This is a genomic window from Mesorhizobium sp. B2-2-4 (assembly GCF_006442375.1).
GTDB lineage: Bacteria > Pseudomonadota > Alphaproteobacteria > Rhizobiales > Rhizobiaceae > Mesorhizobium.
Window position 1 is genome coordinate 51,553 of record NZ_VFWB01000007.1, and the last position, 20,688, is coordinate 72,240.

Here is a 20,688-nt window from a genome sequence, read left to right on the forward strand (position 1 = left end):
CGGCGCGAACCGCCAGCCCCCAACGCAAACCAGCGCGCCTTCAAACCGCCCATGACCGCCGCTTCGCCCTGGTGGACGCCGCATGTGCATGCCGATCGCCGTTCGCGCCTGATGCTGCGCAACGGCCTTGCCGCCGCCTTGCGCGACTGGTTCGCCCGTCGCGATTTCATCGAGGTGCAGGCATCGGCCCTGCAGATATCGCCCGGCAACGAGGCGCATCTGGCGGCCTTCGCAACCGAGGCGGTCGCGCCGGACGGGCAGCGCAAGCCGCTCTATCTGCACACGTCGCCGGAATTCGCCTGCAAGAAGCTGCTCGCTGCCGGCGAGACCAGGATCTTCAGCTTCGGCCCGGTCTATCGCAACCGCGAGCGTGGCCCTTTGCACCATCCCGAATTCACCATGCTCGAATGGTACAGGGTCGGCGAAGCCTATGAGAGCCTGATGCGGGATTGCGCGGATCTGCTGGCGCTGGCCGCGACAAGGGCAGGGGCCACGCGCTTCAGCTTTCGCGGCCGCGACTGCGATCCTTTCGCGGAGCCGGAGCGGCTGACGGTGGCGGACGCCTTCGCGCGCCATGCCGGGATCGATCTGCTTGCGACGGTCAGCGCCGACGGCATCACCGACCGCGATTCGCTCCATCAGGCCCTGACCGGTGCCGGCCTGCGTACCGCGCCCGACGACGGCTGGGCCGACCTGTTCAGCCGGGTGATGGTGGAGAAGATCGAGCCCAATCTCGGTATCGGCCGCGCGACCATCCTTTGCGAGTACCCGGTCGCCGAGGCGGCTCTGGCGCGACCGAGCCCACGCGACCCCCGCGTCGCCGAGCGCTTCGAGCTCTATTGCTGCGGCGTCGAACTTGCCAACGGCTTCGGCGAGTTGACGGACGCCGAGGAGCAGCGCCGGCGCTTCATCATGGAAATGGACGAGAAAGAGCGCGTCTATGGCGAGCGCTATCCGCTGGACGAGGATTTTCTCGCGGCACTCGCGGTCATGCCACAGGCCAGCGGCATCGCGCTCGGCTTCGACAGGCTGGCGATGCTGGCCACGGGCGCGCAAAAAATCGAGGATGTGATCTGGACGCCTGTTGCCGGGTCCTGAGTCCGCGCGCCACGGCTTGCACCATGTCAATGCGCGAAAATCTGCTCCAGCGAACGAAAGCCCTTGAATTCCAGCGCGTTGCCCGAGGGATCGCGGATGAACAGCGTCGCCTGTTCGCCGGGCTCTCCCTTGAAGCGGATCATCGGCCGCTCCAGCCAGTCTATGTCGGCGCGTGCTTCCAGCCGCGCGGCAAGCCGCTGCCAGTCATCCATCAAAAGCACGGCGCCGAAATGCGGGATCGGCACCGCCATGCCGTCGACCTTGCCGTCGCTGGCAGCCGGCGCGGCCGGTGGCCGCAGATGCGCCGACATCTGGTGGCCGAACAGGTCGAAATCGACCCAGGTCTCCGAAGAGCGGCCGATGGCGCAACCCAGCACCTCGCCATAGAAAGCGCGTGTTTCATCGAGATCACGGACCGGGAAGGCAAGATGGAAAGGCGTCATTGGAAATGCTCCGTGCTGGCGATGCGGTGCCGCGCTTCGCGATGGGCGGCTGAACCGATGCATTTTGATTGAAGCTTGTGCCATTGCACAAGCCGGACCGGAACAATAGATGGGGGACGGCGGCTCTCGGGCCAGCCGCAACAGCAGGATCACGCGCATGAGCGATATATCGGACGCATCAAGATTGACCGACCGCGTCGCGGCCCTGGTCGAGGCTGCCAAAAAAGCTGGCGCCGATGCCGCGGATGCCGTCGCGGTGCGTGGCCGCTCGACCGGTGTGTCGGTGCGGCTGGGCAAGGTCGAAAACACCGAGGCCTCGGAAGGCGACGACGTTTCGCTGCGTGTCTTTGTCGGCCAGCGGGTGGCAAGTGTTTCCGCGACTGCCGCGTCCGACCCGAAGGCGCTTGCCGAACGTGCCGTCGCCATGGCCAGGGTCTCTCCCGAAGATCCCAACCAGGGCCTCGCGGATCCGGCGCTGCTGGCCAGGCAGACGCGCGATCTCGACCTGTTCGATGCAACAGAAGTATCGGCCGACCAGTTGAAGGAAGCGGCACTGGCCGCGGAAGCGGCGGCCCTGGCCGTCAAAGGCGTGACCAATTCGGCGGGCAGCAATGCCAGCGCCGGGCTCGGAGGGCTGGTATTGGCCACCTCGCACGGCTTCCTCGGCCATTATGTCGCCTCGCGCTTCTCGCGCTCCACGAGCGTCATCGCCGGCGAGGGTACCGGCATGGAGCGCGATTATGAATTCTCCTCGCGCCAGCATTTTGCCGACCTGGATGCGCCGGAAGACATAGGCCGCAAGGCCGGGGAACGCGCCGTGCGCCGGCTCGGCGCGCGCAAGGCCGCGACCGGACCGGTCGACGTGGTGTTCGATCCCCGCGTGGCGCGCGGCATTGCCGGCCATCTCGCGGGCGCCATCAACGGCGCTGCCGTCGCACGCAAGACGTCGTTCCTGCGCGACATGATGGGCAAAAAGGTGGCTGCATCGGCCATTACCGTCACCGACGAGCCGCTGAGGCGGCGCGGCCAGGCCTCGCGTCCGTTCGACGGCGAAGGCGTCGAAGGCGACAAGCTTTTGATGATCGAGAACGGTGTGCTCAACCACTGGTTCCTGTCGACCTCGGCGGCGCGGGAACTGGGTCTCGTTACCAATGGACGCGGTTCGCGCAGCGGCTCGTCCGTCTCGCCGTCTTCGACCAATCTTGCCATCGAGCCGGGCGAGCGCTCGCCGGAAGAACTGATCGCCTCGCTCAAGACGGGCTTCTACGTCACCGAGGTGTTCGGGCAAGGTGTCGACATGGTGACCGGCGAATACAGCCGCGGCGCTTCCGGGTTCTGGATCGACAACGGCCAGCTTGCCTACCCCGTCGCCGAAGTCACGATCGCCTCCAACCTGAAGACGATGTTCCTCAACATGGTGCCGGCAAGCGATCTCGATCGCAATTTCGGCACCGCCGCCCCCACGTTGCTGATCGAAGGCATGACCCTTGCCGGAGCATGATCTGACCACGACTGGCGCCACGGAGGATCTGCCGCTGCTGCGCGACGCTGCCCGCGAGGCCGGCGTCATCGCCATGCGTTACTTCGGGAACAGCCCGCAGGTCTGGATGAAGGGCGGGACCTCGCCGGTCAGTGAGGCCGATCACGCCGCCGATGCGTATTTGCGCCAGACCCTGCTTGCGGCGCGGCCGGATTATGGCTGGCTGTCCGAGGAGACGGTCGACGATCCAGTGCGGCTTTCGGCGCGCCGAACCTTTGTCGTCGATCCGATCGACGGCACCCGCGGCTTCCTGGAAGGCCAGCGCACTTGGTGTGTCAGCGTCGCCGTCGTGGAGCATGGCCGTTCGCTTGCCGGCGTGCTCGAGTGTCCGGCGCTTAACGAGACTTACTGGGCGCTGCCTGGCCAGGGCGCCTTCTGTGACGGCAGGCGCATCGCGGTGCGCCAGCCCGGCGACAAGGCCGAAATTTCCGGATTGAAGCAGTTGCTCGACAGGATACCGGCCGGCTGGCAGGAACGGCTGAAGCGGGCGCCCTACAGCCCTTCGCTTGCCTATCGCCTGGCAATGATCGCCAACGGCACGCTCGATGCCACTTTCGTAAAGCCGAACGCGCACGACTGGGATATCGCCGCCGCCGACCTTATCCTGCGCGAGGCGGGCGGCCAGTTGCTCGACCCGCATGGCCGCGCGCCGCTCTATGCCGGCGAGGTGACCCGCCACGGCGCGCTCGCCGCCGGCAGCGGTGAACTGCTGGCGGTGCTCGTGGGCGTCATTGCCGGACTGGATGATTGAAAGCATTATCGAAGGTTCCAAAGTCGGCGGCTTTGGTCTAGACCTGTCACAAACTCACAATATGTGAAGGACCGAAATGGCCGCGGAAGACGGAAAGAAACAGCTTTTGCACCTGGTGTTCGGCGGCGAACTGAAGAAGCTTGGCGGCACCGAATTCCGCGATCTTGACGCGCTCGACATCGTCGGCATCTATCCCGACTATCAATCCGCCCATACGGCATGGAAAGCCAAGGCGCAGGCCAGCGTGGACAATGCCCATATGCGTTATTTCGTCGTGCACCTGCATCGGCTCCTGGACCCCGACCACAAGGCTGTCGGTTGACTTCGATGGATAATGATCTGGCGAAAGCGCCGCCCGGCCAGGCTACGCCGACGGGAAGGGGCCGCAGCCGCGCCACCAAGGCCTTCTGGCGCAGGATCCGCAAGCCGCTGGCGCAGTCGCGATTCGTCAAGAACATCATCGTCGGCCTGCTGGCGCAGTTCGTTCGGCTGGTGCGCCTGACCAACCGCGTCGTCGACGGCTCGGCGAAATTGACCGGCGGTGCCTATGCCCAGTTCGAGCCCGGCATCATTGCGCTCTGGCACGGCCAGCATCTGTTGACGCCGGCCTACTACCCCAAGGGCAGGCCGCTCGTCGCCATGGTGTCGCGCAGTGCCGATGCCGAACTCAACGCCCTGATGATCGAGAGATTCGGCATCGAGGCCGTACGCGGCTCCGGCGGGCGCGATAATGCCAAACATCTCGACAAGGGCGGCGCCAAGGCACTGATCGCCCTGAAAAAGTCGCTCGTCGCCGGCAAGAACGTCGCCATGATCGCTGACATCCCCCATGGCACGCCGCGCGATGCGGGGCTTGGCATCGTGCTCCTGGCGCGGCTCTCCGGCCGGCCGATCCTGCCGGCGGCCATTGCCACCAGCCGCCGCAAGGTGCTGGAGAAGAGCTGGGACAAGACGACCATCAACCTGCCGTTCGGCCGCTCGTCCATCATCATCGGTACACCGGTTTTCGTGCCGGCCAATGCCGATGACGCCGAGATGGAGCGCAAGCGCCTCGAAGTGACGGCCTCGCTCAATGCCGCGACCGCCGAGGCCTACCGTCTCGTGGATGCCCCGCGATGAGCGGTCGCTGGGCGCGTACCATGCTGACGGCATATCGTTTGGCGGGCGCTGTCGCCTATCCGCTGGTCGGACCCTATGTTGCCTGGCGCACCTCGCGCGGCAAGGAAGACCGCAACCGCCGCCGCGAACGCTACGGCGTCGCCGGCCGGCCTCGCCCCGATGGGCCTGTTATCTGGATCCACGCCGCGAGCGTCGGCGAAACCATAGCTGTCGTTCCCCTGGTCGAGAGCATACTCGACTACGGGGTCAACATCGTGCTGACGACCGGCACGGTAACGTCGGCCAAGGTCGCCGACGAGAGATTGGGCGACCGCATCATCCACCAGTATGTGCCGCTCGACCTCAAGCCGGCGGTCAGCCGTTTCCTCGACCATTGGAAGCCGGATCTGGCGATCATTGCCGAATCGGAGATCTGGCCGATGACGATTCTCGAGCTTGGCGCCCGCCACGTGCCGCAGGTTCTGGTCAATGGCAGGCTGTCCGACCGCTCCTTCACGTCCTGGAAGAAGCGCCCCAACATCGCCGAGGCGCTGTTCGAGAACCTTGCCCATGTCGTTGCCCAGTCCGATGTCGACGGCGAGCGTTTCCGCGCGCTCGGCGCCCGGCCGGTAACCGTTTCCGGCAATCTCAAGGTCGACACCAACCCGCCGCCCGTCGACGAACGGGCGCTGGCCACCTTGCAGCGGCAGATTGGCGGCCGTCCGACCTGGGCGGCGATCTCGACCCATGACGGCGAGGAAGTGGTTGCCGCCGAGGTTCATGCGATGCTGCACAAGCGTCACCACGGCCTGCTGACGATCGTCGTCCCGCGCCATCCCGACCGCGCCGGGGCCTTGGCCGAGCAGATTTCCGGCATGGGCCTCAAGGTAGCGCGGCGCAGCAAGGCCGACAGGATCGGGCCCGATGTCGACATCCTGCTCGGCGATACTATCGGCGAGATGGGACTCTATCTCAGGATGACCGAGATCGCCTTTGTCGGCCGTTCGCTCACCTCCGAAGGCGGCCAGAACCCGCTCGAGCCAGCCATGCTCGAGACGGCGGTCCTTGCCGGACGCAACGTGCAGAATTTCCGCGAGGCCTACCAGCGCCTGCTCGACAGCGGCGGCGCCAAGCTGGTGCGCGACCGCGACATGCTGGCCGGTGCGGTCAACTTCCTGCTCACCAACGAAGTCGCGCGCCATGAGATGATGGCGGCCGGCGCCGCGACCGTCGATGAGATGCGCGGCGCGCTGGCGCGCACGCTGAAGTCGCTTGAGCCCTATATCCAGCCGCTGGTCGTCAAGGCGCGCCTGAAGGGCGCGAACGGGCGCTAAAATGGCCTCCGAAGCACCGCCATTCTGGTGGGAGGAGCCGGACTGGCGCGTTTTCGCGCTGTCGCCGCTGTCGGCAGTCTATGCATTTGTCGCCGGACGTGGCATGCGGCGGGCCAGGCGCGAGAAGATCGAAGCGCCGGTTCTGTGCATCGGCAATTTCACCGTCGGCGGAACGGGCAAGACGCCGGTGGCGATCGCCATGGCCGAACACGCCAGGCGCATGCGGCTCAAACCCGGTTTCCTCTCGCGCGGCCATGGCGGCTCCTTCGCCGAGCCGCATGTCGTCGACATCAAACACGACAGCGCCAGGCATGTCGGTGACGAGCCACTGCTGCTGGCCGAACACGCGCCCGTGGCAGTGACGCCGCACCGCGCCGCCGGAGCACGGCTGCTCATGGAAAACCATGGCTGCGATTTCCTGATCATGGATGACGGTTTCCAGAGCGCGCGCATCCATATCGACTATGCGCTGGTCGTCGTCGATGCGCGGTACGGCATTGGCAACGGCCGTGTCATCCCGGGCGGGCCGCTCAGGGCCAGGGTCGTCGATCAGCTGGTCTTCACCAGCGGGTTGCTGAAGATGGGTGACGGCACCGCCGCCGACGCGGTGGTGCGCCAGGCGGCGCGCGCCGGCCGGCCGATCTTCGAGGCTCACACCGAGCCGAGCGGCAAGGAACGCCTCGCCGGCAAACGCTATCTTGCCTTCGCCGGCATCGGCCACCCCGAGAAATTCTTCGACACGGTAGAGGAGGCCGGCGGCGAGGTGGCTTTGAAGCGGCCGTTTCCGGATCATCATTTCTACGCCGAGGATGAGCTTGCCGAACTGGCGGCCACCGCGCGCGCCGAAGGGCTCGGCCTCATCACCACGGCCAAGGATGCCGCCCGGCTGCGCCACGGCGCTTCGAAGGACTTTCTCGATCGTCTCGACGTGCTGGAAATCGACGCGGTCTTCGAGCTCGACCACGTTCCCGAACATATCATCGAGGAGACGCTCGATGCCTGGCGCCAGCGTAAACTTAAGCTTAAGGGCTAAGGCGTTCAGCCTTCGATGGAATCGCCGACCCGCTCTGCTTCTTGGTTTTTACGCAACGGCGGATAGAAACCGCTGCGCATTCCGGGATTTGCTCAGCTTCGCTTGCGCAATTCCGGATGCGCCTCGATCTCGCGGCGCAATGAGGCCGCGGCGTTGATGTAGGGCTCCTGCCTCTCGACGCTCCAGTACTTCAGCTCATCGAGCGGAATGCTTTCGCCGGTCACGGCGCAGCGCACGAACGCGCCGGGGCTCGTCACCTGGAAGTCGCCGTCGAGATAGCGGATACGGGCTTCCTTGCCGCCGGGGCCTTCGAAACGGTTCATCATGCTTTGGTGCCGAGCTTCATGCCGAGTTCATCGCCACAAATTGCCGGCAAGGTCAAGCATGGGACAAGCTCGAGGCAATGCTGATATCCTATTTGATGAGCCGAAGAGTACCATTGGTGGGGACATCATGGACATTTCTTCCGCTCGGCCGGCTTCCTTGCTCAAGGAGGCGATGACGCCGCAGGCGGTGCCGTCGGCGAAACCCGATGCGCTCAAGGCAGCGCTGGTCAAGATGGCCATGCAACCGCCGCTACCGGTCTTACGCCCGCAACCGGCCTTGGAAGCGTTGGCGGCCCTGCCGCCCGCGTCGGCCGAGACGTCGCAGCAATTGGCCGCACCGCAGATCGTACGGGGCCTATCAGGCGGCGATGGAGCCGGACATGGACACCGCCGGAAAGACCGTTTCCGAGATTGCGGCGCGCAAGCAGACGTCGCCAGGCGACGAGGCTCAGCGCGGCGTGCCAGTGGCGGTCACAAGAGCCGAAGACGGTGGGGCTGCACGGCCCGCGCCGCTCTCATGGCTGGCGTTCATCTCGCCGCAGGTGTCTGGTGTGCAAAAGGCGTCGGCCGACAATGTGGTGCCGGGGCGCATGACCGGCCAGCCAAATGACGCCGCATCCGGGGATCGCAAACAAGGCACGGCCGGTATCGGGCGGGCTTCGGTTGCGATGGGGCTGCTGGTTGCCGCGCTCATTGCATTTGCCTGGCTGGCCATTCGCTGAAACCTACGTGTCGGCTTCGATGAAGTGTTCGATCTTTTCCGCCGACACACCGGCCTGCGCCGCGATGCGGCGCGACAGGTCGGCGGCAGCGGCGCGGGGCCTTCCGGCGGGACGATCGAGCCAGTAGGAAACGGGATTGAGCACAACACGATCGTCGACGGCCACGACGCGCCCCGACCGTATCTGGTGTTCGGTGAGCGGCGGGCGCGCCAGGGCGATGCCCAGGCCGTGTGCAGCGGCATCGAGCACCAGATTGTAGTCTTCGAAGCGTCGGTCCTGCGGGCGCGGCCGGTAATCCATGTCCTGCGCGGCGAACCATGCGCGCCAGCCGGATGCGTCGGAATCGTTGATCAGCGGGAATTTGAGCAGCCGGGCCGGGTCGCCGCAGCCGATCTCCGGCGCGAGGCTCGGCGAGGCGATCGGAAACAGATACTCCTCGAACAACTGCATCGAAACGCGGCCCGGGATGCGGCCGCGTCCGCAGCGCACCGACAGATCGATGCCTTCGTCGGCGAGATCGGCCTGGCGGTTGTCGACATCCAGCACGATGCGCAGGCGGGTGGGATCATTCTCAAGCGCCGCCATGCGTGGCATCAGCCACAAGCCGCTCACCGAAGGGATCGAAGCCAGCCGCACCACTGCGGTGCCGCGCGGTTCAACCCAACGGTCCGAATTGACCGAGATCAACGCGAAGGCTTCTGTGGTCCTGAGATGCAGGCGATTGCCTTCGTTCGTCAGCGTTACGCCGCGCGCCCCGCGTTCGAAAACCTTCAGGCCAAGCCAGTCCTCCAGCTTGGCAATCTGCCGGCTGACAGCGCCATGGGTAAGGTGGAGCCTCTGCGCGGCTGCCGAAAAACTCCCCGTGCGTGCCGCTGCATCGAAGGCGCGCAGTGTCTCGAGCGGCAAGATGCCGTCTAAGCTGTGATCCATAGTCACAGCTGACCCTCGATTTGGTCGTTTGTCAATTGGTCCGAAAAAGCGTTTTCTCCCCATCGAGAGGCGAAAGAACGGGAGGACGATGAGATGAGGGCGATGACGAGCACGTTGAATCCAGCACAGCGGATGGACACCACCGCGGCCGTAGCGGTGGCGCTGACGGTGATTGGCTGGGCCTCGGCCTTTCCGGCGATCCGGGCTGGCCTCGCCGCGTTCGGGCCGCTCGAACTCGGCGCCCTGCGCTTTGCCATCGCCGCGGTACCTGCGGCGATCTTCCTTGCTGTCAGGCGGCCGACGCTGCCGCGCATAGGCGAGTTGTGGCGCCTGGCCTTTGGCGGCGCCGTTTTCGTCGCGCTCTACACCGCCATGCTCAATTTCGGCGAACTGACGGTTTCGGCCGGTGCTGCCGGATTCATCATCAATGTCAGCCCGATCTTCACCGCCATCATGGCGATGGCGCTGCTCGGCGAACGATTCTCGACGATGGCCTGGGTCGGTACTGCCATTTCCTTCAGCGGCATCGGCATTATCGCCATGGCCGACGGACAGGGCCTGCATTTCGACACGGGTGCGCTCCTGGTGCTGGGATCGGCGCTCTGTTCGGCGGTCAACACCATCGTCCAGAAGCCGCTGTTCGCCCGCCATCATCCACTGACCATTGCGGCCTCGAATATGGTGCTCGGCGCGCTCTGCCTGGCGCCCTTCCTGCCGGCAGCTTTTTCGCAGGCGGCGGTCGCCGATATGCCGGGGCTGGGCGCGGTCATCTATCTCGGCGTCGTGCCGAGCCTGATCGCCTATGCCGCCTGGGCGACGGCGCTTTCGCGCTTGCCTGCGGCGCGTGCCTCGAACTTCCTTTATCTGGTCTCTCCCATGTCCGCCCTGATCGGTTTCTTTTGGCTGGGCGAAGTCCCGACGCTGCTCGGCCTGCTTGGCGGCGCGCTGGCGCTAGGGGGCGTCATCGTAGTGAATTTGAAACGATAAATCAGAGAGTTGCGGCTGTTTTCCGACTCAAATCCACAAGTCGCGCTGCTTCAACCGGCAACCCCTGTGATACGGGCATAAGGCGCGCTATCCTGATTTGCGCTGATGGAGGGGATCGGGATGGGAAGAGCGTTCGTGGCCGCGTTTTTCTGCTTGCTGCTGCTGAGCCAAAAGGCCGTCGCCGGCTGGTATCACGTGGAGAACTACGAAGGGTCGATAGGACCCGATCCCGTTCATCTATCGCTTCAGACATATGACAGCTATGGCAGCGGCATAACGGTCGAGGGAAGTTACTTCTACGACGCCAGGCAGAGTCCGATCGCGCTCTACGGCACGGTCAGCGGCACCAGGCTCTCGCTGTGCGCGATTTCGGACGACCAGGAATTTGAACGCATCATGGTGATGGGATCGAAGACACCAGTCGATACCACGAATTGCCCGCTTTCCCTCGACATCGGCGAAAGCGCTGCGAGAGGGACCTGGCGCAAAGGCGCGGACAAATTTCCGGTCACGCTGAAGAAGGTTGCAAGCCTGGACGACACGGGCGAGGCGAAACTCGACGGAACTGTCGAAATTCCCTTTTGGGCTGAGACCGCTGCCGACCGGTTTGCCGGACTTTACACAAACACCGGTTCAGGGATTTGCATGACGAAAATGCAGGTCATCAAGAAGACCAGCGGCAAGGTCGTCCAGCAAATCCCTTTCGATGACGATGGTTGCGATGCGGGCATGTTGATGACGCCTATCTACATGAACGTCCAGAAATGGGTGGAGCGTCGCAAGGACATCATCTCCGTGAACTTTCGTGGCGGCGGCAACGGACACACGATGGATTACATTTTCAATCGTTCCGCCAGGAAATACCAGCAAAAGAAGTGACCGATGGCGCCCGGCCTTGCCGACATAGGGCCAAACTTCACCGCCGCCCGAACAGCCTTTCGATGTCCGCCAGCTTGAGTTCGATATAGGTCGGGCGGCCGTGGTTGCAGGTGCCGGAGCCGGGCGTAGCCTCCATCTGGCGCAGCAGCGCGTTCATCTCCTCGGCCTTGAGCAGACGGCCGGAACGCACCGAACCATGGCAGGCCATGGTCGCCGCGATTTTGTCCAGCCTTTCCTTCAGCGTGTCGACGGTGTCGTTATCGGCGATCTCGTCGGCAAGGTCGCGCACCAATTGCTGAACATTGGTCTCGCCCAGCATCGACGGTGTCTCGCGCACGGCCACGGCGCCCGGCCCGAAACGCTCGATGCCGAGCCCGAAGCGGGCGAGCGTTTCGGAATGCGTGGCGAGCCGTTCGGCATCCTCTTCAGGCAGGTCGACGATCTCCGGCAGAAGCAGCATCTGCGACGGCACGGCGCGCGCGTGCAGCGCGTTCTTCAACGCCTCGTAGACCAGCCGCTCATGCGCGGCATGCTGGTCGACGATGACAAGTGAGTCCCTCGTCTGGGCGACGATATAGTTCTCATGCACCTGCGCCCGTGCCGCACCGAGCACCGTGTCAAGCAGCGTCTCCGCCGCTTCGCCCTGTCCCGCCCGGGCGTCGGCGCTGGCGATCGGGCCGGCATCGAACGCCGCCTGCTCGTTTTCGCCGAACCCGCCGTTTCGTTCGAATCCTGAACCCTGGAACTCCATGTCGAGTGGCCGTTGCGGCGAGCGTGCGTGGTCGAAACCGGCAGAGCCCGAGGCGCGGTAGGCCGCTTCGTAGCTGCGGTGACCATTGGCCGGGCCGCCATGGGCATATGACGCCGCTCCCGGCCGGAACGCCGCCATCATGCCGGCGGCACCGGAAGTGGCGGCGCGGATGCCGGCTTCGGCAAGCGCCTGACGGATGGCGCCGACGATCAGCCCGCGCACCAGGCCGGGGTCGCGGAAGCGGACATCGGCCTTGGCTGGGTGGACATTGACGTCGACGATCGCCGGGTCGAGTGTCAGGAAAAGCACCGTGACCGCATGGCGGTCGCGTGGCAGGACGTCGGCGAAGGCGCCTCTGATAGCGCCGGCGATCAGCTTGTCGCGCACTGGCCGGCCATTAACATAGGCATATTGCTGCAGCGCGTTTGCGCGGGTGAAGGACGGGATCGATACATGGCCGGTCAGATGCACGCCTTCGCGCATCGCATCGATGGCAATGGAATTGTCGGGAAACTCGGCCCCCATCACCTGGGCGATGCGGCGCAGGCGTCCGTCCGCGCTGTCATCGGTCGCCGGCAATTCAAGCGTCGAGCGGTCGGAACCGCTGAGCGTGAAGCGAACGGTCGGAAAGGCGATCGCGATGCGCTTGACCACGTCGCTGGTCGCCGAGCTTTCGGCGCGCTCGCCTTTCATGAATTTCAGCCTTGCCGGGGTGGCGAAGAAAAGGTCGCGCACCTCCACGGTGGTGCCGCGATTGGCCGCCGCCGGCCTGACGGGCGAGATCCTGCCGCCCTCGATGCCGATCTCGGCGGCGCTGTCGCTTGCCGCCGTGCGCGAGCGGATCGACAAGCGCGATACTGAGCCGATCGATGGCAGCGCCTCGCCGCGAAAGCCGAGTGAGCGGATGTCGTGGATGTCTTCGGCAAGCTTGGAGGTGCAATGGCGTGCGATCGCCAGCGAAAGCTCCTGTTCGGGGATGCCGAAGCCGTCGTCGGTGACACGGATCAGGTTCAACCCGCCGCCTGATGTGACGACCTCGACCTTTCCCGCACCGGCATCAAGCGCGTTCTCGACCAGTTCCTTCACCACGCTTGCCGGACGCTCGATGACTTCGCCGGCGGCGATCTGGTTGATCATCGTTTCGGAAAGCTGGCGTATGGGCATGATGACAGTATAGGCGGATTCGTGCAGAGCGGGCGAGGGTGAAGTACGGTGAAAACAGTGAACGACCTCACGCTTGCGCTGCCAGCCAATCCCGTACCTTGCGGGCATTCTCGCTAAGCTCCCGGTTCCTCGGCCAGATGACATAGAACGCCTTGCCGGTCCTGAGCACATGGTCCGTCACCGGCACCAGCAGTCCCGTCGCGAGCATCCGCTCGGCAAGGTGGCGCCAGCCGAGCGCGATGCCTTGCCCTTCCATGACGCCCTGGATTACCAGCCCGTAGTCGTTGATGCGCAGGCCGCGCGCGGTATCGCCGAGACGGGCGCCGGCCGATTCGAACCACTCATTCCAGCTCGCCGCCTCCCGATAGGGCTCCTCAAGATGGATGAGACGGTGCGTGGCCAGTTCCGCGACCGATTTGGGCAGGCCGAACTTCGCCGCGTAGCTGGTGCCGGCGACGGGAAAGATCTCTTCGTCGGCAAGCCGCAGCGAATGATAGTCCTGCCAGTCCCTCGGTTCGCCGCCGCGCACGGCAAGCGGGATCCCCTCTGCGATGATGTCGAGGTCGCGGTCGGCGGTCTGGATCCGCAGATCAATGCCCGGCAGTTCGTCGCGGAACTGCTGCAGCCGCGGCATCATCCAGAAGGAGCCGAACGCAGTCGAGGCGGCAAGCGTCACGTGGCCTCCGGTCGCCTGCAGGCGCAGATCCTCCGCCGACTTTCGGATGTGGGACAGGCCCAGCGAAACGTCGGCGTGGAAACGCTCGCCGGCCTCCGTCAGGCTGACCTGCCGGTGACGGCGCTGGAACAGCTTGGCGCCGAGCTGTTCCTCCAGCCCGCGCACCGCGTAGGAAACGGCGGCCTGGGTCATGCCGAGCTCTCGCCCGGCGGCGGTGAAGCTCGACAGGCGGCCCGCCGCCTCGAAGACGATCAGGCTGCCGGCCGAGGGCAGGAGGTGGCGCAGGTTTCGCATAAGCAGAGCTTATACAAGAGATCAGGATTTTCCAGCGTCACATTCCTGTTTTGTGCGTCTAGGCTGCGAGGTATAAGAGGAATGGAGTTGCCATGAACGCACCGGCCGCTGTGACCGAACACGCCAATCGTCGAGCCGGCGGCCGCCTGGGGCGCAAGGCGCTGCGGGGAGCTCCGGTAACGTCGTTTCCGACACTGGTCCGCCAAATCCCCGTCTATCAGATGGTGCCGGACGAGGCAGTGGAACTCATACACCAGGAATCGCTCGCCATCCTGGAGGACGTCGGATGCGAGTTCCGCGACGATGAGGCCATCGAAATGTGGAAGGCCGCCGGCGCGGACGTCTCCGAGACAAGAGTGCGGATCGACCGCGCCTTGCTGATGGAGCTCGTCTCGAAGGTGCCGTCGGAGTTCACGCTCAACGCGCGCAACCCTGAGCGTACGGTGCGCGTGGGCGGAAAGAATTCCATCTTCGTGCCGATGTATGGCGCGCCTTATGTGCGTGACCTCGACAATGTCAGGCGCTACGGCACGCTCGCCGACCTCAACAATTTCCACAAGCTCGCCTACATGGCGCCGGCCCTGCATTCCTCGAGCTCGATCATCTGCGAGCCGATGGAAATAGCGGTGCCCAAGCGTCACCTCCACATCATCCATTCGGCGCTGAAGCATTCCGACAAGCCGTTCATGGGCATCGTGACGTCGAAGGATCGGGCGGAAGACACGATGGCGATGGCGGGCATCGTGTTCGGTGAGGATTACGTGCGCGACAACCCTGTGCTGGTGTCGATCACCAACTGCAATTCACCGCTGGTATGGGATGCCACCATGCTGGATGCGATGAAGGTCTATGCCCGTCACAATCAGCCGCTGATCCTGGCGCCCTTCGCGCTCTGCGGCGCCTCGACCTCGGCCTCGGCCGTGGGCGCGGTGGCGCAGGTCAATGCCGAGGCGCTTGCCGGTGTAGCGTTCACCCAGCTCCTGCGTCCCGGCTCGCCTCAAATCTACGGCCAGTTCATGGTCACGGTCGACATGAAGACCGGCGCTCCGATGGGCGGCACGCCGGAGGCCGCGCAGATGATGTATCTGATGGGCGCGCTGGCGCGGAAATACGGGCTGCCGTGGCGCACGTCCGGCTTCCATGTCGGCTCGAAGCTGAACGATGCCCAGGCCGGCTACGAGGCGAACATGCTCATGCATGCCGCCATCCTTGCCGGAGCCAACTACATCTGGCACTCGGCCGGATGGCTCGAGGCGGGTCTCACCTGCGGCTATTCGAAGTTCGCGACCGATTGCGAACAGCTCGTCGGCTGGTACAAATATGCCGGCGGGCTGCCGTTCGACGATTTCAAGGAAGCGATGGCCGCCATCCGCGAGGTGGGGCCGCAGGGCCATTTTCTCGGCACCCAGCACACGCTTGAGCATTTCGAGCGGGCCTTCTTCATGCCCAGCATCATGGATTTCAATTCCTATGAACAGTGGAAGGCCGAAGGGGCGAAGGACCACGACACGCGCGGCCGGGAGAAAGCGCGTAACATGCTGGCCGATTATGAGGAGCCGAAGCTCGATGTGGGCATCGCCGACGGTCTCAGGGATTTTATCGCGCTGCGCGAGGAGAAATTGCCGGACAGCGTTAGCTGACGGGACGAAGATCTGACGGGAACCACAAGGGAGGAAAAAATGACGCTTTTCAAAAGCAATGGTGATCGTGTTCCAAGCGCCATAGAGGAGATGGCCAACGAGGCGCGTGCGGGTCGGTTCGATCGGCGCGAATTCCTGGCGTTGGCAAGCGCCTTCGGGGCATCGACGGCTCTGGCCTATGGCATGATCGGCCTTGCCGCGCCGACGAACGCCTTGGCCGAGGAGCCGAAGAAGGGCGGAACGCTGCGTGTCTCGATGTCGGTCAAGGCGCAGAAGGATCCGCGCACCTATGACTGGGTTGAGCTTGCCAACATCTCGCGCACCTGGCTGGAGCCGCTTGTGCGCTATACCAGGCAGTTCACCTTCGAGCCGGTGCTGCTCGAAAGCTGGGACATCAACGACGACGCCACCGAATATACGCTGCATGTGCGCAAGGGCGTCACCTGGAACAATGGCGATGTCTTCAACGCCGATGATGTGGTGCACAATCTGACGCGCTGGTGCGAGAAGGGCGTCGCCGGCAACTCCATGGCCGCGCGTGTCGGCGCGCTGATCGACGCCAAGACCGGCAAGGCGAGGGACGGCGCGATCACCAAGGTCGACGACAACACGGTCAAGCTGAAGCTCTCCGAGCCCGACATTTCGCTGATCCCGAACTTCACCGACTATCCGGCGCTCGTCGTCCACCGCAATTTCGATGCCGATGGCGCCGATCCGATCAAGAAGCCGATCGGCACCGGACCCTTCGAGCTGGTCTCTTACGATGTTGGCCAGAAGGCTGTCGTCAAGCGCCGCGAGAACGGCAAATGGTGGGGCGGCGAAGCTCCGCTCGACGGCGTCGAATTCATCGACTACGGCACCGATTTCAACGCCACGGTGAATGCCTTCGATTCCGGCGAAATCGACCTCAATTTCGAGTCGCCTGCCGATTTTATCGACATCCTCGACAAGATGGGGCTGGAGAAATCGGAGGTGGCGACCGCGACCACCCTGGTTGCGCGCACCAACGTCACGCACAAACCCTACGATGACAAGCGTGTTCGCAACGCGCTCCAGATGGCGGTCGACAACAACGCGGTGCTGCAGCTCGGCTACAGCGGTCGCGGCACGGTCGGCGAAAACCACCATGTCAGCCCCATCCATCCGGAATATTATCCGCTGCCCAAGAAGGAGCGTGATGCCGCCGGCGCCAAGAAGCTGATGGCGGAGGCGGGTCAGGCCGACTTCGAGCATGAGCTGATCACCATCGAGGACGATTGGCAGAAGAACACCGGCGATGCCATCGCGGGCCAGCTGCGCGAGGCCGGAATCAAGGTGAAACGGACGGTGCTGCCGGGCTCGACGTTCTGGAACGACTGGACGAAATATCCCTATTCGATGACGATCTGGTACATGCGCCCACTCGGCGTCCAGGTGCTGGCGCTCGGCTATCGCACCGGCGAGGCCTGGAATGAATCGGCGTATTCGAATCCCGATTTCGACGCCAAGCTCAAGCAGGCGCTATCGCTGATCGACGTCGCCAAGCGCAAGGAGGTGATGAAGGATGTCGAGCAGATCCTGCAGGATTCCGGCGTCATCATCCAGCCGTTCTGGCAGAAGCTCTACAGTCATACGAGCAAGAAGGTGAAGAACTACGGCGTCCACCAGACTTTTGAAATGGACCTCCAGAACGTCTGGCTGGACGCCTAGCTGCAATGGTTGGCGAATGCCGGCACCCTTTCAGGTGCCGGCTGTCCGGCAAATCGATTATGGCTGCGGGCGCTGGCGCTCGGGTGCTGCCGCTAGGGCTTTTGAGGAGCGGTACATGTCTGGGCAGGTCTTCAACCGGTTGTTCACGCCGATTGCTCTGCGCGGCAAGACCTTACGCAACAGGATCGTGTTCGGAGCCCATACCGCGAACATGGCGGTAGAGGGACTGCCGACAGAACGGCATGTCGGCTATTATGCCGAACGCGCTATCGGCGGCGCGGGCATGATCGTCGTCGAGCCGATGCCGGTGCACCGGGCCGCGGTTCTTACCCGCGGCAACTTCCGTCCTTCCGACGAGAGCGTGATCCCCCATTTCCGCAAAGTGACGGAAGCGATCCGCGGCAACGGCGCCGTCGCCATCCAGCAGCTCTATCATGTCGGTCAGCACGCGGACGCGGACAACTCGTTCCATGCCGGCTGGTCCCCTTCCGGACTGCCGAGTTATCACGACTCTGACGGTTCGCATCGAATGTCCGAAGCCGAGATCGAAGAAACGATCGACGGTTTCGTGCAGGCGGCGCGCCGTTGCCGCCAGGCCGGTTTCGACGGCGTCGAGGTCTGGGCGGCGTATCATTCGATGCTGGACCAGTTCTGGACGCCCTGGTCGAATCGCCGCGACGACCGGTGGGGCGGCAGCCTTCAAAATCGCACCCGGATGAGCCGTGAGGTGATGAGCAGAATTCGCCGGGAATGCGGCGATGATTTCATCATCGGCCTTGCGGTCAACGACGAACCGGAAGTCGAAGTGGCGCTGAAGCGCGAAGCATTGGCCGAGATAATCGACCTCCATGACCGCGATTCTTTGATGGATTATGTGACTTGTGGAACGGGCTCCTACTTCGATTTCTACAAAATCATCCCGACCTTTGTTTATCCGGAAAAGCTCGGCGCCGACCTGGCGTCCGTGCTCAAATCCACCGTGCGCCACGCGTTGGTCACCGCCGAGAGTCACATCCGTACGCCGCAGAATGCCGAAAGTGTGCTGAGCGAAGGCCACGCTGATCTGGTTTCCATCGTGCGGGGGCAGATCGCCGATCCGCACCTGGCCGCAAAGGCCGCCGCCGGACGGCCGGAAGACATTCGCGGGTGCCTGTCCTGCAACCAGATGTGTTGGGGCCGACGCAGCCGCGACTACTGGATCAGCTGCGTCATCAATCCCTCGGCGGGGCGGGAATGGGAATGGGGCGGAGATCGCTTCGCCCCGGCTAGCCAACCCAAGCGCGTACTGGTCGTCGGCGGCGGTCCCGCCGGCCTCGAAGCGGCGCGTGTAGCAGCCGAACGCGGTCACCGTGTCACGCTGGCCGAGGCTTCCGACCGTCTTGGGGGGCAGTTCCGCCTTGCGGGGCTGCAACCGCGCCGCGCCCAGATTCTGGATCTGATCGACTGGTACCAGCGCCAGCTCAGCCAGCTTCAGGTCGACGTCCAGTACGGACAATATGTCGAGGCGGAGGATGTCGAGCGCGAAGGCGCGGACCACGTCATCATCGCAACCGGCTCGATGCCGTCAGACGGCGCTTTCCAACGGGCATTGCCGCAGTGGGAAAGCATCCCGGGCGGCGGGCTGGTTCTCTCGGCCGAAGCCGTGATGGCCCGTGAGGCGAGACCAGGCAAAAATGTTATCTTGCTCGACGATGGCGGCAATTGGAAAGGGTGCGGCACCGCCTGGAAACTCGCCGAGGACGGTCACAATGTGACGCTTGTGACACCCGACGCCCTGGTTGGCAAAGAGCTTCAGCGAATGGCAGTCGACGCGCCGCTGCGCCGCGCACTCGCCAGGCTGCGGGTGCGGTTTTTGACCGAGAGCGCCATCGTTCATTGGGACGGGAAGGCCGCCAGGGTCGCTTCCCTGCTCGACGGAACCGAGCAGGACGTCGAAGCCGATGCGCTGGTCTTCGCCACGACGAATATGGCAGCCGACATGCTTTCCGTCGAACTCGACAGGCGCAAAATTGCCCACACGTCGATTGGTGATTGTACCGCCTCAAGGCAGGCGGCTTTTGCCATCCATGATGGCCGCAAGGTGGCGCTTGGTCTCTGATCGCAGTCTTGGCACGCACGACTGTCGGATGACCTGCATCGGCCGCGACGCGGCCGCGGGCTTCATGAGCCGCAAAAAAGCCGATATGCAGGATGCGTGCTACTGGATTGCGCCAAGCCATCAAAAGCCGGAGATTCTGCATGAGACTGACAGTGCTCCTTGCCGCCCTTGCGACGGCCTTTCCCGCTGTCGCCCTGGCCGGTCCGGCGTCGGACGCCGTGAAGTTCTTCTATGTTCCGGATGTCAAGTTCGAGGCCGACGCAAAATACCGGGATCGCTTCACCGAGCCGGTGACGAGACTGTTCGACCTCAACGATCAGGCAACGAGGAAGAATCCGGACCAGGTCGCCTGCATCGATTTCGATCCGGGCCTCGATGCGCAGGATTTCGACCAGAAGACCGTCTCCAAGACCCTGAAAGTGTCCGAGATGGTGGATGGCGATACTGCCCAGGTGGTGGCGAGCTTCAGCCTCTTTCCGGAAGGAGACGATGCACAACGCGAAATGCATTGGTCGCTGAAGAAGATCGACGGCAAGTGGAGGATATCGGACATCGCATCGAAGACCAGCGATTGGACGCTGAGCCAGCTCGAATGTCTGGCGGGCCAAGATCCGGAGTGATCCGATGGCCCGCCGCCGGTTCCTGGCACTGTCGGCCGTGTGCATTATGGCGGCGGACTTGAGTGGCGCCGCCGCGCAGGGGCTGCTCGGCACGCCGCCGGCGAATGCTCCGGCTACCCCCGCGCCCGATGACCACGGGTCGCCGCCAGCGTCTGCACCTGGCGCAGCCGCCGAGCCGGCAACGCCACCGGCTGCCTCGCCGAGCGTACCTGCCGCCCCAATTCAGCCGGGCTCGCCGACAGCGGTGGTGCGGCCATTCTACGACCAGGTCGGCTTGGAGGTCGATCCGTCGCAGCGCCGCCATTTCGTCGATCCGGCGAAAACGGTGCTCGACAAGAGCGATGCGCTGCGCAAATCCGGGCAGGGCGAGTGCCTGGACCCCAACATGGCGCTCGACAATGCTGACTATGACAAGGGCGAGATCGACAAGAGCCTGAAAACGCTCGAGGCGATCAATGGTGACCAGGCCAAGGTCATCGTCGCCTTCGTCGTCGCCGGCAACCCGCACCGCCTTGAGTGGAAGTTCAAGAAGGTCGATGGCGAATGGAAGATATCGGACCTGCTATCGGTGACCGGTGAATGGGCACTCAGCCAGTACCAATGCGAATGATGGTT

General features: G+C 64.1%; 20 protein-coding genes. 15 read left to right on the forward strand and 5 right to left on the reverse strand.

Translation table 11 applies throughout. The features are described 5' to 3' along the window. Positions 1–51: 51 nt before the first annotated feature. The gene (epmA, locus tag FJ959_RS18825) at positions 52–1,098 is read left to right on the forward strand and encodes an EF-P lysine aminoacylase EpmA (protein WP_140565133.1); all 1,047 of its coding nucleotides are present in this window, start codon (positions 52–54) and stop codon (positions 1,096–1,098) included. A gap of 26 nt (positions 1,099–1,124) precedes the next feature. On the opposite strand, the gene FJ959_RS18830 is transcribed toward epmA, so the two are convergent. Next, positions 1,125–1,541: a VOC family protein gene (locus FJ959_RS18830; protein ID WP_140494209.1), complete on the reverse strand. Its 417-nt coding sequence runs from the start codon at positions 1,539–1,541 to the stop codon at positions 1,125–1,127. 157 nt (positions 1,542–1,698) lie between these two features. Between FJ959_RS18830 and FJ959_RS18835 the strand changes: the two genes are divergently transcribed. The 6 genes from FJ959_RS18835 (at position 1,699) to lpxK (ending at position 7,297) form a co-directional block, all read left to right on the forward strand. Next, positions 1,699–3,042: a TldD/PmbA family protein gene (locus FJ959_RS18835; RefSeq protein WP_140494207.1), complete on the forward strand. Its 1,344-nt coding sequence runs from the start codon at positions 1,699–1,701 to the stop codon at positions 3,040–3,042. Next, the gene (locus FJ959_RS18840) at positions 3,029–3,832 is read left to right on the forward strand and encodes a 3'(2'),5'-bisphosphate nucleotidase CysQ (protein WP_140631429.1); all 804 of its coding nucleotides are present in this window, start codon (positions 3,029–3,031) and stop codon (positions 3,830–3,832) included. Before FJ959_RS18835 ends, FJ959_RS18840 begins: the two co-directional genes overlap by 14 nt. Before the next feature lie 76 nt (positions 3,833–3,908). Further along, positions 3,909–4,154 (forward strand): DUF4170 domain-containing protein, encoded by a 246-nt coding sequence (locus FJ959_RS18845; protein WP_140494203.1) that lies wholly within the window; start codon positions 3,909–3,911, stop codon positions 4,152–4,154. 5 nt (positions 4,155–4,159) lie between these two features. Continuing rightward, positions 4,160–4,951, forward strand: coding sequence for a lysophospholipid acyltransferase family protein (locus FJ959_RS18850; RefSeq protein ID WP_140521674.1), 792 nt, complete (start codon positions 4,160–4,162; stop codon positions 4,949–4,951). Next, positions 4,948–6,264 (forward strand): lipid IV(A) 3-deoxy-D-manno-octulosonic acid transferase, encoded by a 1,317-nt coding sequence (gene waaA / locus FJ959_RS18855; RefSeq protein WP_140494199.1) that lies wholly within the window; start codon positions 4,948–4,950, stop codon positions 6,262–6,264. Before FJ959_RS18850 ends, waaA begins: the two co-directional genes overlap by 4 nt. 1 nt (position 6,265) lies before the next feature. Continuing rightward, complete coding sequence (lpxK, locus tag FJ959_RS18860) at positions 6,266–7,297, forward strand: tetraacyldisaccharide 4'-kinase (protein ID WP_140631432.1); 1,032 nt, start codon at positions 6,266–6,268, stop codon at positions 7,295–7,297. A 92-nt stretch (positions 7,298–7,389) separates the two neighbouring features. Here lpxK and FJ959_RS18865 read toward each other — a convergent pair whose 3' ends face one another. After that, the gene (locus FJ959_RS18865) at positions 7,390–7,623 is read right to left on the reverse strand and encodes a DUF2093 domain-containing protein (RefSeq protein ID WP_140494196.1); all 234 of its coding nucleotides are present in this window, start codon (positions 7,621–7,623) and stop codon (positions 7,390–7,392) included. Between the two features lie 380 nt (positions 7,624–8,003). Here FJ959_RS18865 and FJ959_RS18870 point away from each other — a divergent pair, with 380 nt between their 5' ends. Next, the gene (locus tag FJ959_RS18870) at positions 8,004–8,345 is read left to right on the forward strand and encodes a hypothetical protein (RefSeq protein WP_140631435.1); all 342 of its coding nucleotides are present in this window, start codon (positions 8,004–8,006) and stop codon (positions 8,343–8,345) included. A gap of 3 nt (positions 8,346–8,348) precedes the next feature. Here FJ959_RS18870 and FJ959_RS18875 read toward each other — a convergent pair whose 3' ends face one another. After that, positions 8,349–9,275 carry a LysR substrate-binding domain-containing protein gene (locus FJ959_RS18875; protein WP_140494194.1) on the reverse strand — a complete coding sequence of 309 codons (927 nt, stop codon included), beginning with the start codon at positions 9,273–9,275 and terminating at the stop codon, positions 8,349–8,351. A gap of 93 nt (positions 9,276–9,368) precedes the next feature. Here FJ959_RS18875 and FJ959_RS18880 point away from each other — a divergent pair, with 93 nt between their 5' ends. Both FJ959_RS18880 and FJ959_RS18885 read left to right on the forward strand, forming a co-directional pair. Continuing rightward, positions 9,369–10,262 (forward strand): EamA family transporter, encoded by an 894-nt coding sequence (locus FJ959_RS18880; RefSeq protein ID WP_140631438.1) that lies wholly within the window; start codon positions 9,369–9,371, stop codon positions 10,260–10,262. A gap of 135 nt (positions 10,263–10,397) precedes the next feature. Further along, the gene (locus FJ959_RS18885; protein ID WP_140631464.1) at positions 10,398–11,141 is read left to right on the forward strand and encodes a hypothetical protein; all 744 of its coding nucleotides are present in this window, start codon (positions 10,398–10,400) and stop codon (positions 11,139–11,141) included. A gap of 37 nt (positions 11,142–11,178) precedes the next feature. Here FJ959_RS18885 and mutL read toward each other — a convergent pair whose 3' ends face one another. Further along, positions 11,179–13,056, reverse strand: coding sequence for a DNA mismatch repair endonuclease MutL (mutL, locus tag FJ959_RS18890; RefSeq protein WP_140631731.1), 1,878 nt, complete (start codon positions 13,054–13,056; stop codon positions 11,179–11,181). 67 nt (positions 13,057–13,123) lie between these two features. Then, entirely contained in the window at positions 13,124–14,026 is a 903-nt protein-coding gene (locus FJ959_RS18895; RefSeq protein ID WP_140631467.1) for a LysR substrate-binding domain-containing protein, read from the reverse strand. Positions 14,027–14,118: 92 nt separating this feature from the next. Between FJ959_RS18895 and FJ959_RS18900 the strand changes: the two genes are divergently transcribed. The 5 genes from FJ959_RS18900 to FJ959_RS18920 all read left to right on the forward strand — a co-directional run bounded on the left by FJ959_RS18900 (position 14,119) and on the right by FJ959_RS18920 (position 20,683). Beyond that, positions 14,119–15,666, forward strand: coding sequence for a trimethylamine methyltransferase family protein (locus FJ959_RS18900; protein ID WP_140515574.1), 1,548 nt, complete (start codon positions 14,119–14,121; stop codon positions 15,664–15,666). 39 nt (positions 15,667–15,705) lie between these two features. Beyond that, positions 15,706–17,355 (forward strand): ABC transporter substrate-binding protein, encoded by a 1,650-nt coding sequence (locus tag FJ959_RS18905; protein WP_140631470.1) that lies wholly within the window; start codon positions 15,706–15,708, stop codon positions 17,353–17,355. A gap of 115 nt (positions 17,356–17,470) precedes the next feature. Continuing rightward, positions 17,471–19,453 (forward strand): FAD-dependent oxidoreductase, encoded by a 1,983-nt coding sequence (locus FJ959_RS18910; protein WP_140631473.1) that lies wholly within the window; start codon positions 17,471–17,473, stop codon positions 19,451–19,453. Positions 19,454–19,593: 140 nt separating this feature from the next. Continuing rightward, the gene (locus tag FJ959_RS18915) at positions 19,594–20,073 is read left to right on the forward strand and encodes a DUF3828 domain-containing protein (protein WP_140565146.1); all 480 of its coding nucleotides are present in this window, start codon (positions 19,594–19,596) and stop codon (positions 20,071–20,073) included. Between the two features lie 4 nt (positions 20,074–20,077). Beyond that, positions 20,078–20,683, forward strand: a complete 606-nt coding sequence (locus tag FJ959_RS18920) for a hypothetical protein (RefSeq protein WP_140631474.1) — start codon at positions 20,078–20,080, stop codon at positions 20,681–20,683. Positions 20,684–20,688: the final 5 nt, after the last annotated feature.